Origin of the sequence: Desulfuromusa kysingii (assembly GCF_900107645.1) — a bacterium.
Classification (GTDB): domain Bacteria; phylum Desulfobacterota; class Desulfuromonadia; order Desulfuromonadales; family Geopsychrobacteraceae; genus Desulfuromusa; species Desulfuromusa kysingii.
Map to the genome: position 1 here is coordinate 178,390 of NZ_FNQN01000006.1, position 13,979 is coordinate 192,368.

11 protein-coding genes are annotated in these 13,979 nt (G+C 44.8%); 8 read left to right on the plus strand and 3 right to left on the minus strand.

Annotation, left to right across the window (positions count from 1 at the left end; all coding sequences use genetic code 11):
* Nucleotides 1–19: 19 nt before the first annotated feature.
* The 3 genes from BLU87_RS11120 to BLU87_RS11130 all read right to left on the minus strand — a co-directional run bounded on the left by BLU87_RS11120 (nucleotide 20) and on the right by BLU87_RS11130 (nucleotide 2,642).
* On the minus strand, nucleotides 20–754 hold the full coding sequence (locus BLU87_RS11120) for an amino acid ABC transporter ATP-binding protein (RefSeq protein ID WP_092348285.1): 735 nt from the start codon (nucleotides 752–754) through the stop codon (nucleotides 20–22).
* Nucleotides 747–1,700, minus strand: coding sequence for an amino acid ABC transporter permease (locus BLU87_RS11125; RefSeq protein ID WP_092348288.1), 954 nt, complete (start codon nucleotides 1,698–1,700; stop codon nucleotides 747–749). Before BLU87_RS11125 ends, BLU87_RS11120 begins: the two co-directional genes overlap by 8 nt.
* A gap of 138 nt (nucleotides 1,701–1,838) precedes the next feature.
* On the minus strand, nucleotides 1,839–2,642 hold the full coding sequence (locus tag BLU87_RS11130; protein WP_092348290.1) for a transporter substrate-binding domain-containing protein: 804 nt from the start codon (nucleotides 2,640–2,642) through the stop codon (nucleotides 1,839–1,841).
* A gap of 340 nt (nucleotides 2,643–2,982) precedes the next feature.
* Here BLU87_RS11130 and BLU87_RS11135 point away from each other — a divergent pair, with 340 nt between their 5' ends.
* The 8 genes from BLU87_RS11135 (at nucleotide 2,983) to carB (ending at nucleotide 13,951) form a co-directional block, all read left to right on the plus strand.
* The gene (locus BLU87_RS11135) at nucleotides 2,983–3,897 is read left to right on the plus strand and encodes a DMT family transporter (RefSeq protein ID WP_092348293.1); all 915 of its coding nucleotides are present in this window, start codon (nucleotides 2,983–2,985) and stop codon (nucleotides 3,895–3,897) included.
* Between the two features lie 97 nt (nucleotides 3,898–3,994).
* Nucleotides 3,995–5,794 (plus strand): translation elongation factor 4, encoded by a 1,800-nt coding sequence (gene lepA, locus BLU87_RS11140; RefSeq protein WP_092348296.1) that lies wholly within the window; start codon nucleotides 3,995–3,997, stop codon nucleotides 5,792–5,794.
* Nucleotides 5,795–5,824: 30 nt separating this feature from the next.
* Complete coding sequence (gene lepB / locus BLU87_RS11145) at nucleotides 5,825–6,493, plus strand: signal peptidase I (protein WP_092348300.1); 669 nt, start codon at nucleotides 5,825–5,827, stop codon at nucleotides 6,491–6,493.
* Nucleotides 6,494–6,716: 223 nt separating this feature from the next.
* Nucleotides 6,717–7,253 carry a bifunctional pyr operon transcriptional regulator/uracil phosphoribosyltransferase PyrR gene (gene pyrR / locus BLU87_RS11150; RefSeq protein ID WP_092348302.1) on the plus strand — a complete coding sequence of 179 codons (537 nt, stop codon included), beginning with the start codon at nucleotides 6,717–6,719 and terminating at the stop codon, nucleotides 7,251–7,253.
* Nucleotides 7,254–7,267: 14 nt separating this feature from the next.
* Entirely contained in the window at nucleotides 7,268–8,203 is a 936-nt protein-coding gene (locus BLU87_RS11155; RefSeq protein WP_092348305.1) for an aspartate carbamoyltransferase catalytic subunit, read from the plus strand.
* Between the two features lie 23 nt (nucleotides 8,204–8,226).
* Nucleotides 8,227–9,498, plus strand: coding sequence for a dihydroorotase (locus BLU87_RS11160; protein ID WP_092348307.1), 1,272 nt, complete (start codon nucleotides 8,227–8,229; stop codon nucleotides 9,496–9,498).
* A 63-nt stretch (nucleotides 9,499–9,561) separates the two neighbouring features.
* On the plus strand, nucleotides 9,562–10,701 hold the full coding sequence (carA, locus tag BLU87_RS11165; protein ID WP_092348309.1) for a glutamine-hydrolyzing carbamoyl-phosphate synthase small subunit: 1,140 nt from the start codon (nucleotides 9,562–9,564) through the stop codon (nucleotides 10,699–10,701).
* On the plus strand, nucleotides 10,694–13,951 hold the full coding sequence (carB, locus tag BLU87_RS11170) for a carbamoyl-phosphate synthase large subunit (RefSeq protein ID WP_092348311.1): 3,258 nt from the start codon (nucleotides 10,694–10,696) through the stop codon (nucleotides 13,949–13,951). The genes carA and carB overlap by 8 nt, the downstream gene beginning before the upstream one ends.
* Nucleotides 13,952–13,979: the final 28 nt, after the last annotated feature.

The following is a 13,979-nucleotide window of genomic DNA, read 5'->3' on the forward strand; positions in this document are numbered from 1 at the left end:
AACGTTTCTGAAGAAATGACTATAAAACTTGTCGGAGGAATAATTTAGCCCGCTCTTCTTGCGGCTCAATAAAGAAATGTTCAGGTGTGCCTTCTTCGACGAGTTTACCGTAATCCATAAAAAGAACCCGATCCGCAACTTCGCGGGCAAAGCCCATTTCGTGTGTAACGACGACCATGGTCATCCCTTCTCGGGCAAGTTGTTTCATAACCTCAAGGACCTCACCAACCATCTCAGGGTCCAGAGCACTGGTCGGCTCATCAAATAGCATAACCTTCGGATCCATGGCTAAGGCACGGGCGATAGCGACACGCTGTTGCTGACCACCCGAGAGTTGACTTGGGTAGTTGGTTTCTTTTTCTGCGATGCCTACTTTTTCGAGTAATTCTCTGGCTTTTTTTTCAGCATCAATCCGTTTCCGCTTCCTGACCTTCATTTGTGCAAGAACCAGATTTTCAAGGACAGTTTTATGAGGAAAGAGGTTGAACTGCTGAAAGACCATTCCTACTTCGCGCCGGATTTTGTTCATGTCTGTTTTCCGATTAGCCAAATCAATGCCATCAACATGAACATGACCACCGGTTAGGGTTTCGAGTCCGTTTAAACAACGCAGATAGGTCGATTTACCCGAACCGGAAGGGCCAATGACAACCACGACCTCTCCTTGTTTTATATGCGTCGTTATGCCATCAACAGCACGCACTGTTTGACCTCGGCCAACAAATATTTTTTCTAAATCGACTGTTTTAATCACTGACTGCTAACCTCCGCTCAACCCAGGCAACCACTTGTGACAGACTGAATGTCAAAATTAGGTACAGGAACGCAACAACAAACCAAATTTCAAAGACTGCGAACGTTGATGTGATTACCTCACGCCCACTTTTCGTCAGGTCAGTAATGGCGATAACTGAAACCAGTGACGAATCTTTAATCAAGCTGATAAATTGGCCGGCTAATGGCGGCAATGTACGCTTGAAGGCTTGCGGCAGGATGATATAAATCATCGCTTGAGGGACATTCATTCCTAGAGAACGCGCAGCCTCCATCTGCCCTTTAGGGATAGATTGAATCCCTGCACGGATAATTTCTGCAACATAGGCTCCAGCAAAAATAGCCAAGGCAAAAATACCTGATGCTAAGCGACCAATATCCAGAACTGTACCAAGGAAAAAATAGAAAATAAAGAGCTGAACCAGTAAGGGTGTCCCCCGGATCAGTTCAATATAGGTGATCGACAATTGCCGTAGAGTTAGATTTTTGGAGACCCGACAGAGTCCGGTAACGACTCCAATAACTAAACCGATAATACTGGCTAGAGCCGATATCCAGAGGGTAACCCAGAGACCTGTGACGAGCGGTCCAGCCTTCCAGTCCAGAATAGCACCGACAGTGTCGTCTTCCATGAGATAATCATCAACATCAAGGTTAACGGTTTCCGTATCGACAATAAAGACGTTATCTTCGTTGTCAGAGTTATGGACGGTAATTATTGAAGTTTTACCTTTTTGTTCGATCTTTGTGACGGTACCATCAATAACCGTCTTTTTTACGTCTTTATCCTGATAAAAAAAGTATTGAGGGACACGGTTCCAACGCCAGGTGTAATCAATTCTTTTTGTGGCAACCCAAAGTCCTAAAACAATTCCGAGTAAAACAAGGATGGTTAATAGCCACCAAAGCCAGTTTTTTGTATTCATATTCAAGGTACTGGTCTTTCTGTAAACTATTTTGAATTCGCGCAAAACTAAACAGCGAGTTCAAAATTCAATTAAAAGTCAAAATCATAAAAAAACGGAGAATGCAGGGTGAAAGACATTCTCCGTTATTCAATACAATTATTTTTGGATTTGTTTCAACCAAGCATCACTCTGGATCCACTTGGCATAAATTTTATCGTAGGTTCCATCGCTTCTTACCTGTGTCATATAGTTATTCAACCAGTTCAGAAAGTCATGGTTACCACGACGGATAGCCCAGCCGAGTGGTTCGTAAGTAAATGGTTTATCAAGATAAACCAATTTATTTTCACCTTTTTGTGCGTAAGCAATTTCCATATAAGGGAGGTCGTAAACAAAGGCATCAATCTGCCCGTTAACCAAGTCAGTAATCCCTTCTTGTTCTGTATCAAAAGAGATGTAACTACAGTTAGGGATCATTCTCTTGGTTGCTTTTTCACCTGTGGTTCCAAGCTTAGAACCAACTTTGTATTTGGCATTGTTCAAATCTTTGTACGATTTAACATCGCCAGCAATTTCTTTTTTAATCAGAATCGTTTGACCAATAACTATGTAGGGATCAGCAAAGTTTACTTTCAGATTTCTCTCCTGAGTCACTGTCATCCCACTCATGATGATGTCATATTTTTTAGTTAACAGGGCGGGGATGATGCCATCCCAAGCGGTGTTGACTAATTCCAACTTGACGCCCATAGCTTTGGCAATTCCTTTAGCCATATCAACATCAAAGCCTATGATCTCACCTTTTTGGTTGGTCATTTCAAAAGGCATGTAACCTGGTTCCATACCAACCCGCAAAACACCACGGTCTTGGATCTCATCTAAAGTATCTGCGCTGACAATGCCAGGGAGCACAATACAAAGAGCTAACAGACAAGCAACGACAACTTTTACATGTTTCATTGTTTTTTCTCCTTGATAATATGTAGGAATGCTAAGCCGTGTAACCGGCAGGTCAAATTTAATACGACTTTCCTTCGTCCAGAAGTTCGTTAATTAACATCGGAATTTTGCATGTTGGGCAGAGAGGAAGATCAGCTCTCGGAAGATAGGTGATCTCGGTGTATCGACATTTAGGACAGATAACCTCGATAGGCTCTTTTTTAGAGCGTTCAGTATGATCCATACTCTCTATCTCCATAAAATCTATTAAAAAACATTGTAATCGCAGAATTGTGCTTATACCATAGCGCCTTTACTGGAAACAAGAAATTAACGCTAATTAGCTTGGACTTATTTTGTTATGATAAAAGCTCATAAGGTCAATAAAAGGCAATTAATTGCCGAATTGATGCTTGCCTCAGTCACAATTTTTTGGGGGGCTACTTTCCCGATAGTCAAAGATGCGATAGTCGAGATGCCGGTTATGGCGTTTCTTTGGGTGCGCTTTGCTCTCGCTGCTTTGATGCTTGCGTTTCTCGCAGGCAAGTCAGGTTTTGCGACCTTGGATCGTCGTGGGTGGCTGCTCGGGGCTGGCCTCGGTTCAGTTTTGGCTTTATCTTTTATTTTTCAAACTTTTGGTCTAGAACGGACATCGTCCGCCAACACCGGTTTTCTGACAGGTCTTGGGGTTATCTGGGTGCCACTGCTTGCTGGCCCTTTATTGAAAAAACCGGCGGCTCTTGGCTCCAAGATCGGGGTTGCATTTGCTTTGTCTGGGCTCTTCTTTCTGACTTGGCATACGCCATGGACGATAAACTTCGGGGATCTTCTGGTCGTTATCTGTTCAATATTTATTGCTCTTCACATTCTTGGGCTTGATGTCTTTGCGAAAGGGTATGACAGTAAAGCTCTTACGTTTGTGCAGATTGCAACGGCGTCACTTCTCTATCTTGTCGGCAGTCTTTTTTTTGAGCCCGTTTCCTGGCCACAACAATGGACGGGATCGTTGATTTTTGCTTTTCTTATCACCTCAGTCTTCGCAACAGTTTATGCTTTCTGGGCGATGACCACCTTCCAGAATCGCACCACACCCACCAGAGCCGCATTGATTTATACCCTTGAACCTGTTTTTGCTGCACTGTTTTCAATCTGGTTAGCTGGAGATCGGCTGACTGCTATCGGTTGGTTTGGGGGCTTTATGATCGTATTCGGAATGGTTTTTGCCGAAGCATGGCCAATTTTTACAGCGAAGAAAAGGCCATTGACGAACGAATAATCGGTTTATAACAGCATAGCGTTTCTTTGGTCTTTACTTCCACTTTCCTTCACGTTTAATATATGCGGTTAATTTAACCCTGTAATGTTGGGATTTTATGATTCAAAAAAATATTCGAAACTTTTCTATCATCGCCCATATTGACCACGGCAAATCGACCCTTGCAGATCGCTTACTCGAAGCAACTGGGGCTCTGACTGATCGTGAGAAATCTGCTCAATATCTTGACAAGATGGAACTTGAACAAGAGCGAGGGATCACAATCAAAGCCCAATCGGTCCGGCTCAATTATCGAGCTAAGGACGGGCAGGATTACACCCTCAATCTGATTGATACCCCGGGGCATGTTGACTTCTCTTATGAAGTCAGCCGTTCTCTGTCGGCTTGCGAAGGGGCTATGCTGGTTGTTGACGCTGCTCAAGGAGTTGAAGCGCAGACACTTGCCAACGTGTATATGGCAATTGATCAGGATCTTGAGATATTTGCCGTCCTCAATAAGATTGATTTGCCCAGTGCAGAACCTGAGCGGATCAGAGCCGAAGTTGAGGAAATTGTCGGGATTGATACGAGCGATGCCATCCTTGCCAGCGCAAAAGAGGGGATCGGCATTGAAGCAATTCTTGAAGCCATCGTACAACGGGTTCCTGCTCCTAAGGGAAATCCTGATGCCCCATTGAAGGCTCTCACTTTTGATTCCTGGTATGATTCATATCAAGGTGTCGTCGTCCTTGTTCGCGTTTTTGATGGCACCATCAAGAAGGGTGAGAAAATCAAATTGATGGCGACCGGTGGTGTTTATGAGGTCCAGAAAGTCGGTGCCTTTAATCCTCACCCGATTCAATTGTCACAACTATCGTCAGGTGATGTCGGTTTTATCATCGCTGGGATCAAAGTTGTCGAAGATGCAAAGGTTGGTGACACCATTACTCATCTTCACAACCCTGCAGCAGAGGCATTGCCGGGCTACCAAGAAGTCAATCCCATGGTTTTCTCCGGACTTTATCCAGTTGATGCAGCAGACTATGATAACTTGCGTGACGCATTGGAAAAGTTGCGTTTAAATGACGCTGCATTCTCATTTGAACCTGAAAACTCTCTGGCCCTGGGATTCGGATTTCGCTGTGGTTTTCTTGGCCTCCTCCATATGGAAATTATTCAGGAGCGATTAGAGCGCGAATTTGGTGTGAATTTGATCACCACCGCTCCCACTGTTGTCTACAAGGTGACAACCACAAAAGGTGAACTCTTGGAAGTCGAGAGTGCTAACATGCTCCCCGAAATCCAGTTTATTGAACAAATTGAAGAACCATTTGTTCTTGCCTCAATCCATGTCCCCAACGAATTTGTCGGTCCGGTCCTCAAGTTATGTATTGAAAGACGTGGCATCCAAAGAGAAATAAAATATCTGACCGCTAACCGGGTGATGGTTGTTTATGAGATGCCACTGAATGAAATTGTTCTCGATTTCTTTGACCGACTGAAATCAATTTCTCGCGGTTACGCTTCACTTGATTATGAACATTTGGACTTTAGAATCAGTAAGCTGGTTCGCCTGAATGTGTTGATTAATGGGGATGTTGTCGATGCACTCTCACTTATTGTCCACCAGGATAAGGCCCAACACCGAGGCCGTGATCTAGTCTCGAAAATGAAGGAGTTTATCCCTCGACAACAATATGAGGTTGCGATTCAGGCCGCTATCGGTAACAAAGTTATTGCCAGGTCAACAGTAAAAGCGTTAAGAAAAGATGTGACCGCCAAATGTTATGGCGGTGATATAACCCGAAAACGTAAGTTGTTGGAAAAACAAAAAGCAGGCAAGAAGCGGATGAAACAAATTGGCAGCGTTGAGCTTCCCCAAGAGGCATTTTTGGCGATCCTCAAAGTCAAAGATTGACGATTCTTATAACTGACGAGTGAGAGCATAATGGCAATTTTTAAGAAGAAACAAAATTCTGTTGAGGTCAAGAAACCCTGGTATCGAGAGTGGTCAGAGGCTCTGATTGTTGCTGTTGTTTTGGCAATGATTATCCGTACTTTTTTGTTTCAGGCATTCAAAATTCCTTCTGGATCAATGTTGGATACACTTTTAATTGGTGATCACCTGCTGGTGAACAAGTTTATTTTTGGCACCAAAATTCCTGGTATTGATGGTCGTTACCTGAAGGTGCGCAATCCTGAACGTGGTGATGTCATCGTTTTTGAATTTCCTGGCGATGAAGGGAAGTCATATTTTGAACGGCGTGATTTTATCAAGAGAGTGATTGGCCTTCCTGGAGATGTCATCGAGGTCAAAGCTAAGCAAGTTTTTGTGAACGGCGAGCCATTTACTGTTCCTTATGAAATTCACAAAGATCAGGAAGTGATCCCTCCCGTTGCGAGTCCTCGCGATTTTACCGGTCCCATTAAGGTTCCTGAAGATAGTTATTTTGTCATGGGTGATAACCGCGACTTTTCCTATGATAGTCGTTTTTGGGGCTATGTTCATAAATCAAAGGTTAAAGGTTTAGCCTTTATTAAATATTGGTCTTGGAATGCAGAAGGGAGTTTGTTACATAAAATCAGATTCTCACGCATTGGAAGGCTGATAAACTGATTGATGTGGGCTTATTTTAATAATTTATTGATTGACTTATCTTTTCTGTAATTGTTAATTTTTTGAAAAATTTGTAACTAAAATATTAACCCTTTAATTTGGTCCGAGAGATCAGCAAGGGATAAAACGATGAAAACACTTTATAAAAATAGATATAACGCCTGTACAGTTTGAGCTGTACAGGCGTTTTTTTGTGTCTGTCCCTTTCTTCAGGAGGATTATTATGGCAGAGAAAATATTAGAGATACTGGACCTCGATGGGGTTAATCGCGCATTAACGCGCATTGCGCACGAAATTCTCGAAAAAAATCAAGGTGTCGACGATTTGCTGCTTATTGGGATTCGCACTGGTGGAGCCTATCTGGCGACACAGTTGCAGAAAAGGATCAGTGAGATTGAAGGAACCGAGCCACCTCTGGGAATTATTGATGTCACCATGTATCGGGATGACTTAGGTTCTCGCCGCGACCTGATGATTGGACAGACCGAGATTCATGTCCCGGTGACGGGCAAGAAAGTGGTCCTTGTCGATGACGTGCTTTATACCGGAAGGACTATCCGTGCCGCATTGGAAGCGGTTATTGCCCTTGGTCGGCCAGAAAACATTCAATTGGCGATCTTGTTAGATCGTGGGCACCGGGAACTACCGATTCGTCCCGACTATATTGGGCGAAACATTCCAACAGCCAAGAATGAACAAATCAAGGTCGATTTTGACGCCCAGAATATTCCCCAAGCTGTTCATTTACTTCGAAATTAACGGGAGGTTCAAGTATGTCTTTCAATCCGAAACATATCCTCGGAATTAAAAATCTGACTGCCGACGAAATTAACTTTATCCTCACTACGGCTGAGAGTTTTAAAGAAATTAACACCCGACAGATCAAGAAGGTCCCGACGCTGCGCGGCAAAACGGTTATCAATTTGTTTTACGAAGCCAGCACGAGGACCCGGACATCTTTTGAAATTGCAGGGAAGCGACTGTCAGCTGACACAATCAATATCACCGCGGCCTCTTCGTCGGTCGTTAAAGGTGAAAGCCTCGAGGATACGGCGCGCAATATTGAAGCCATGCGGCCTGATATCATTGTCATGCGTCATAGTGCTTCAGGTGCTTGTGATTACCTCGCTCAACGGTTGCACTGTTCAGTGATTAACGCCGGAGATGGAACTCACGAACACCCTAGCCAGGCTCTTCTTGATGCCTTCACCATCCGTCAGCATAAAGGTCACCTGAAGGGATTGACCGTTACCATCGCTGGCGATGTCGCCCATAGCCGCGTTGTTCGATCTAATATCTATTGCCTGAATAAACTCGGGGCGAAGGTCCGTGTCACCGGTCCGCGGACGATGTTGCCTGTGGGGATTGAAAAGCTGGGTTGTGAAGTCTACTATAACCTCGATGAGGCGATAACCGACGCTGACTGTATCATGATGCTGCGGATTCAACATGAACGCCAAGGAAAGACGTTGATTCCTTCGTTACGTGAATATTCCCGTTTCTTTGCCCTTAACGAAGACAACCTGAAGTTAGCCAAGAAAGATGCCATTGTCATGCATCCAGGGCCTGTAAACCGTGGGGTAGAACTTTCTTCTTCCGTTGCTGACGGTCCCCAAAATGTTATTCTTGATCAGGTTGAGAATGGCGTTGCGATACGGATGGCACTCCTTTATCTGGTTGCTGGTGGTGAAAAACTGCAGGTGAATTAACAACTTAACGAAAGGTTGAAAGAATGAAGACGTTAATTAAAAATGGTCGTGTCATTGACCCTGCAAACAAAATTGACGCTGCCTGTGATGTTTTGATTGAGGATGGCGTTATCCAAGAGGTCGCTACTAACATCAGCGTGACTGCTGATGAAATTATTGATGCCACAGGGCTATTAGTTGCCCCAGGATTGGTTGATATTCATACTCACATGCGTGATCCAGGCTTTGAGTATAAAGAAGATATTATTTCTGGAACCCGTGCGGCAGCTGCCGGTGGTGTCACTTCATTGACCTGTATGCCTAATACTAACCCCGTCAATGATTCATGTGCTGTGACCCAATATATTATTAATAAAGCCAAACAGCAGGGGAGCGCCAATATCTATCCTATCGCTTCCATCAGCAAGGGGATGAAAGGGGAGATCCTTGCAGAAATGGGCGACTTGAAGGAGGCAGGCTGTGTTGGTTTTTCTGATGACGGTATCCCCGTAACCCATGGTGAACTGCTCCGTCGGGCATTTGAGTATGCAGACACCTTTTCTATGCCAATCGTTACCCATTCAGAGGATCTCTCTATCACTGGTTCAGGTTGTATGCATGAAGGGGATGTGGCGACTGAATTGGGTTTGCAGGGGATTCCTTGGGTCGCAGAAGATGCCGGGACAGCTCGAGAAATTATGTTGGCAGAGTTTACCGGCGGACGTCTCCATGTCTGTCATGTTTCGACCAAAGGGAGTGTTGATTTGATCCGTCATGCCAAAGCGCGTGGCGTTCGGGTCAGCTGTGAAGCCACGCCGCATCATTTTACTCTGACAGATGAAGCCGTTCGTGGTTATAATACCAACGCCAAGATGAGTCCACCTTTGCGAAGTCAGGATCATGTCGATGCCGTCCGTGCTGGTCTGGCTGATGGGACTATTGATGCCATCGCCACTGATCATGCTCCTCACCACTACGATGAAAAGAATGTTGAGTTTCCAGTGGCTATGAATGGTATTGTTGGACTGGAGTCGTTGCTGCCTCTTAGTTTAAGATTGGTTGCTGATGGTCTCCTTGGCTTGAACTCTTTAATTTCATTATTGACGGTTCAACCCGCCACAATTATGGGAATCGATCGTGGAACGTTATCTGTTGGTGCCGTTGCTGACATTGTCTTGATTGACTTAGAGCGTGAATGGACGTATACCGCAGAGTCTCTCCACTCAAAGAGTAAAAACTCTCCATTTCTGGGTTGGGAAATGAAGGGTGCTGCAGTAAAAACCTTGCTCGCTGGGAAAGTGGTATTTGAAAGATAAACCTTTACTTTCAGGCTCTTAAAAACAGAAACTTAATGTATATAATTAAAAATAGAGGTCTCAATGAAAGCAGTTTTGGCTCTTGCTGATGGCAAGTTTTTTTATGGGAAGGCGCTCGGCGCAATTGGTGAAGTTACCGGTGAAGTGGTCTTTAATACCAGTATGACCGGTTATCAGGAAATCCTGACGGATCCTTCTTACCATGGTGAAATTGTCACCATGACCTATCCTCAGATTGGCAACTATGGCATTAATCCAGAGGATGTTGAGTCAGACAGGCCCTTTTTATCAGGCTTTGTGGTCAAGGAATCCTGTTCTTTTCCCAGTAATTTCCGTTCGCAGATGAGCCTTGATGCCTACCTTAAAGATCATAATATTGTCAGCATCGAAGGTATTGATACCCGAGCATTGGTTCGCCACATTCGTACTGTTGGTGCTCAAACCGGGATCATCTCGTCAGTCGATACTGATCCTGAAAGTCTGGTTAAGAAAGCACAGCAAGCACCGGCCTTAGTCGGACGTGACCTGGTTCAGGAAGTGACTTGCAAACAGCCCTATCAGGCTGAGGAAGGTTTATGGACGTTAGGCAGCGGATATGCCCGGGCTAATACTCAAGATGCCGTTTATAAAGTTGTTGCTTATGATTTTGGGATCAAGCGTAATATTTTACGCAATCTTACCGCCTTAGGGTGTGACGTGACTGTGGTTCCGGCAACGACAACAGCTGAAGAGGTTCAGGCGCTCAAGCCGGACGGAGTTTTCTTGAGTAACGGCCCTGGTGATCCAGAACCACTTCTGTATGCTCAGGAAAATATTCGTAAGTTATTGGGTAAAGTCCCGGTCTTTGGGATATGCCTTGGTCATCAATTGCTGGCAATCGCTTCGGGAGGGAGCACTTATAAACTCAAATTCGGTCATCGAGGTGGTAACCAACCGGTCCTTGACTATCAGCGTCAGCAAGTTGAAATCACCTCTCAGAATCATGGTTTCGCTGTCGATGAAAAAAGTTTGCATGACCAAGTAAAGGTGACCCATATCAATTTGAATGATAACACTGTGGAAGGAATTGAACTGCTGTCCTCACCGGCTTTTTCGGTTCAGTATCATCCAGAAGCCTCACCTGGGCCCCATGATGCTCATTATTTGTTTGAACGCTTTATTGATATGATGAATCAACATAAAAGAGAGAATAACCATGCCTAAGCGTGATGATATTAAAAAAATACTGATTGTTGGAGCCGGACCGATTGTTATTGGGCAGGCGTGCGAATTTGATTATTCTGGAACTCAGGCATGTAAAGCGCTAAAGGAGGAAGGTTACGAGGTTGTTTTGTTAAACTCCAACCCCGCGACGATCATGACCGATCCCGATTTTGCAGATCGTACTTATATTGAACCGGTGACTGCAGATGTTTTGACTCAGATTATTATTAAAGAACGTCCAGATGCGTTGTTACCGACCTTAGGTGGTCAGACCGCTTTGAACACAGCCGTTGCTGTCGCAGAGGCTGGAGTTCTGGATCAGTACAACGTTGAGTTAATTGGCGCAAAACTTGAGTCAATTAAAAAAGCTGAGGATCGGACGCTGTTTAAGCAGGCCATGCAGAAGATTGGTATTGATGTTCCGCTTTCTGGTTTAGCCCATACCTATGTTGAAGCAACTGAGATCATTGAAGAAATCGGCTTTCCAGCAATCATCAGACCGTCATTCACTCTCGGTGGTTCTGGTGGTGGCATTGCTTATAATCGGGAAGATTATAACCGCATGGCTATCGCTGGAATGGACGCTTCTCCGACCAATGAAATCCTGATTGAAGAGTCGATTATCGGTTGGAAAGAATATGAACTGGAAGTGATGCGTGATATTGCCGATAACGTTGTCATCATCTGTTCTATCGAAAATGTTGATGCTATGGGCGTGCATACGGGTGATTCAATTACCGTTGCTCCGGCACAGACTTTGACCGATAAAGAGTACCAAATTCTGCGCGATGCTTCGTTGAAGATTATCCGTGAAATCGGTGTTGAAACCGGGGGCTCAAATATCCAGTTCGGGATCAATCCCAAAGATGGTCGTCTCGTTGTTATCGAGATGAACCCACGGGTTTCCCGCTCTTCTGCTTTGGCATCAAAAGCGACAGGCTTTCCTATTGCCAAGATAGCAGCAAAGCTATCGGTGGGTTACCGTCTTGATGAGATCCAGAACGACATCACACGTGAAACTTTAGCTTCTTTTGAACCGACGATTGACTACGTCGTCACCAAGATTCCTCGATTTACTTTTGAAAAGTTCCCTCAGTCGGATGCAACGTTAACCACACAGATGAAGTCTGTCGGTGAGGTCATGGCCATTGGCCGGACCTTTAAAGAGAGCTTGCAAAAAGCATTACGGTCACTGGAAATTGATTCTTATGGATTTGAAAGCCGTATTTTTAAAAATCCAGCCGATTATGTCCGTAATTTAACTTCCGCTGAGCAAGACAAACTGGTGACCCAACTACAAGTTCCCAGCTGGGAGAGAATATGGTATCTGGCTGATGCGATCCGGGCTGGATTCAGTATTGATAAAATATATCAACTGAGCGGTATTGATCCGTGGTTTTTGGCAAATATCGCTCAGATTATCGAGATGGAGTCGGTTCTCCTCACCCATAAAGATCAATTGAATACCGACAATCATGATTTTATTGACCTCTTGCGTGAAGCAAAACAATACGGTTTCTCTGATCGCCGCTTAGCTTTTTTATGGGGAATAACCGAAGAGGATGTGCGCAATATGCGCCACAAACTCGTCGTACTACCTGTCTACAAACGGGTCGATACTTGCGGGGCTGAGTTCGAAGCGTTTACCCCCTATCTCTACTCAACTTATGAGTCAGAATGTGAAGCTGCGCCAACGGATAAACGTAAGATCATGATTTTAGGTGGCGGTCCCAACCGGATAGGTCAAGGGATAGAGTTTGATTATTGCTGTGTCCATGGAGCCTTTTCTCTGTCAGAAGCTGGATTTGAGACGATCATGGTCAACTGCAATCCTGAAACAGTCTCAACCGATTACGACACTTCTGATCGTCTTTATTTTGAACCTCTGACTCAGGAAGATGTGCTTGCTATCGTTGAAATAGAAAAGCCAGAAGGGGTGATCGTCCAATTTGGCGGACAGACACCTTTGAAGCTTGCTGTGGCGCTTGAAAAATCAGGGGTACCGATCATTGGCACCTCACCAGATGCAATCGATAGGGCAGAGGACCGAGAACGCTTTCAGGCTCTGGTCAATAAGCTCAACCTGCTACAGCCACAAAATGGTATTGCCCGCGCATACGAAGAAGCTGAAATCATCGCTGAAAAGATCGGCTATCCGGTTGTTGTCAGGCCATCATATGTTTTAGGCGGCCGCGCGATGGAGATTGTTTATAGTGTTGAACGTCTGCGGGACTATATGAAAAATGCTGTCAATGCATCACCAGAACACCCCGTTCTGGTCGATAAGTTTCTACAACATGCTATAGAGGTCGATGTCGACGCTTTAGCCGATGGGACAGAGGTTGTTATCGGCGGAATTATGCAACATATCGAGGAGGCGGGCATCCATTCTGGGGATTCCGCATGCACCTTACCAACTTTCTCATTGCCAGAACCCATCCTTGCTGAGATCCGCCGCCAAACCATAGCGCTCGCACTCGAAATACAAGTCAAAGGGTTGATGAATATTCAGTTTGCCGTCAAAGATGGTGATGTTTATTTAATTGAGGTTAATCCGCGTGCAAGTCGTACTGTTCCCTTTGTATCCAAGGCAACGGGGCGACCTTTGGCGCAGATTGCTGCAAAAGTTATGGCAGGTCAAAGTTTGGCAGAATTGGGGATTTCAGGAGAGATTATCCCTGATTATATTTCAGTCAAAGAAGCGGTGTTCCCCTTTGTTAAGTTTCCGGGGGTTGACACCTTGCTCGGCCCAGAGATGAAATCAACGGGTGAAGTTATGGGCATCGACAATGATTTTGGAAATGCCTATGCAAAATCACAACTGGGAGCCGGGGTCAAATTGCCCCGCACTGGAAAGATTTTTATTAGCGTCAAAGATGCCGATAAAGAACATATTCTCGAACCAACCCGGAAACTGATTGCCGCTGGATTCTCTATCGTTGCAACCAGTGGAACAGCGGACTATCTGAACCAAAAAGGAATTGCGGCACAGCAGATCAATAAAGTTAAAGAAGGTCGCCCACATTGTGTTGATGCCATCAAGAGCGGTGAAATCTGTCTCGTCTTTAATACCACTATGGGGGCTCAGTCTGTTTCCGATTCCTATTCGATTCGGCGTTCAGTCATTATTTATGAAATTGCGTATTTTACCACGTTGGAAGGGATCAAAGCCGGAACTGACGGTATTCTAGCCATGTTACGAGAAAATCTTGACGTCAAACCGCTACAAGAGTATTATCCAGTGCATTGATAACGAAGACATAACAGAGTTCTAACCA

Bases quoted from the DNA above. Each gene is read 5' to 3' on its own strand.
- BLU87_RS11125 (WP_092348288.1), bottom strand. From the start codon at position 1,700: ATGAATACAAAAAACTGGCTTTGGTGGCTATTAACCATCCTTGTTTTA.
- BLU87_RS11130 (WP_092348290.1), bottom strand. From the start codon at position 2,642: ATGAAACATGTAAAAGTTGTCGTTGCTTGTCTGTTAGCTCTTTGTATT.
- BLU87_RS11135 (WP_092348293.1), top strand. From the start codon at position 2,983: ATGATAAAAGCTCATAAGGTCAATAAAAGGCAATTAATTGCCGAATTG.
- lepA (WP_092348296.1), top strand. From the start codon at position 3,995: ATGATTCAAAAAAATATTCGAAACTTTTCTATCATCGCCCATATTGAC.
- lepB (WP_092348300.1), top strand. From the start codon at position 5,825: ATGGCAATTTTTAAGAAGAAACAAAATTCTGTTGAGGTCAAGAAACCC.
- pyrR (WP_092348302.1), top strand. From the start codon at position 6,717: ATGGCAGAGAAAATATTAGAGATACTGGACCTCGATGGGGTTAATCGC.
- BLU87_RS11155 (WP_092348305.1), top strand. From the start codon at position 7,268: ATGTCTTTCAATCCGAAACATATCCTCGGAATTAAAAATCTGACTGCC.
- BLU87_RS11160 (WP_092348307.1), top strand. From the start codon at position 8,227: ATGAAGACGTTAATTAAAAATGGTCGTGTCATTGACCCTGCAAACAAA.
- carA (WP_092348309.1), top strand. From the start codon at position 9,562: ATGAAAGCAGTTTTGGCTCTTGCTGATGGCAAGTTTTTTTATGGGAAG.
- carB (WP_092348311.1), top strand. From the start codon at position 10,694: ATGCCTAAGCGTGATGATATTAAAAAAATACTGATTGTTGGAGCCGGA.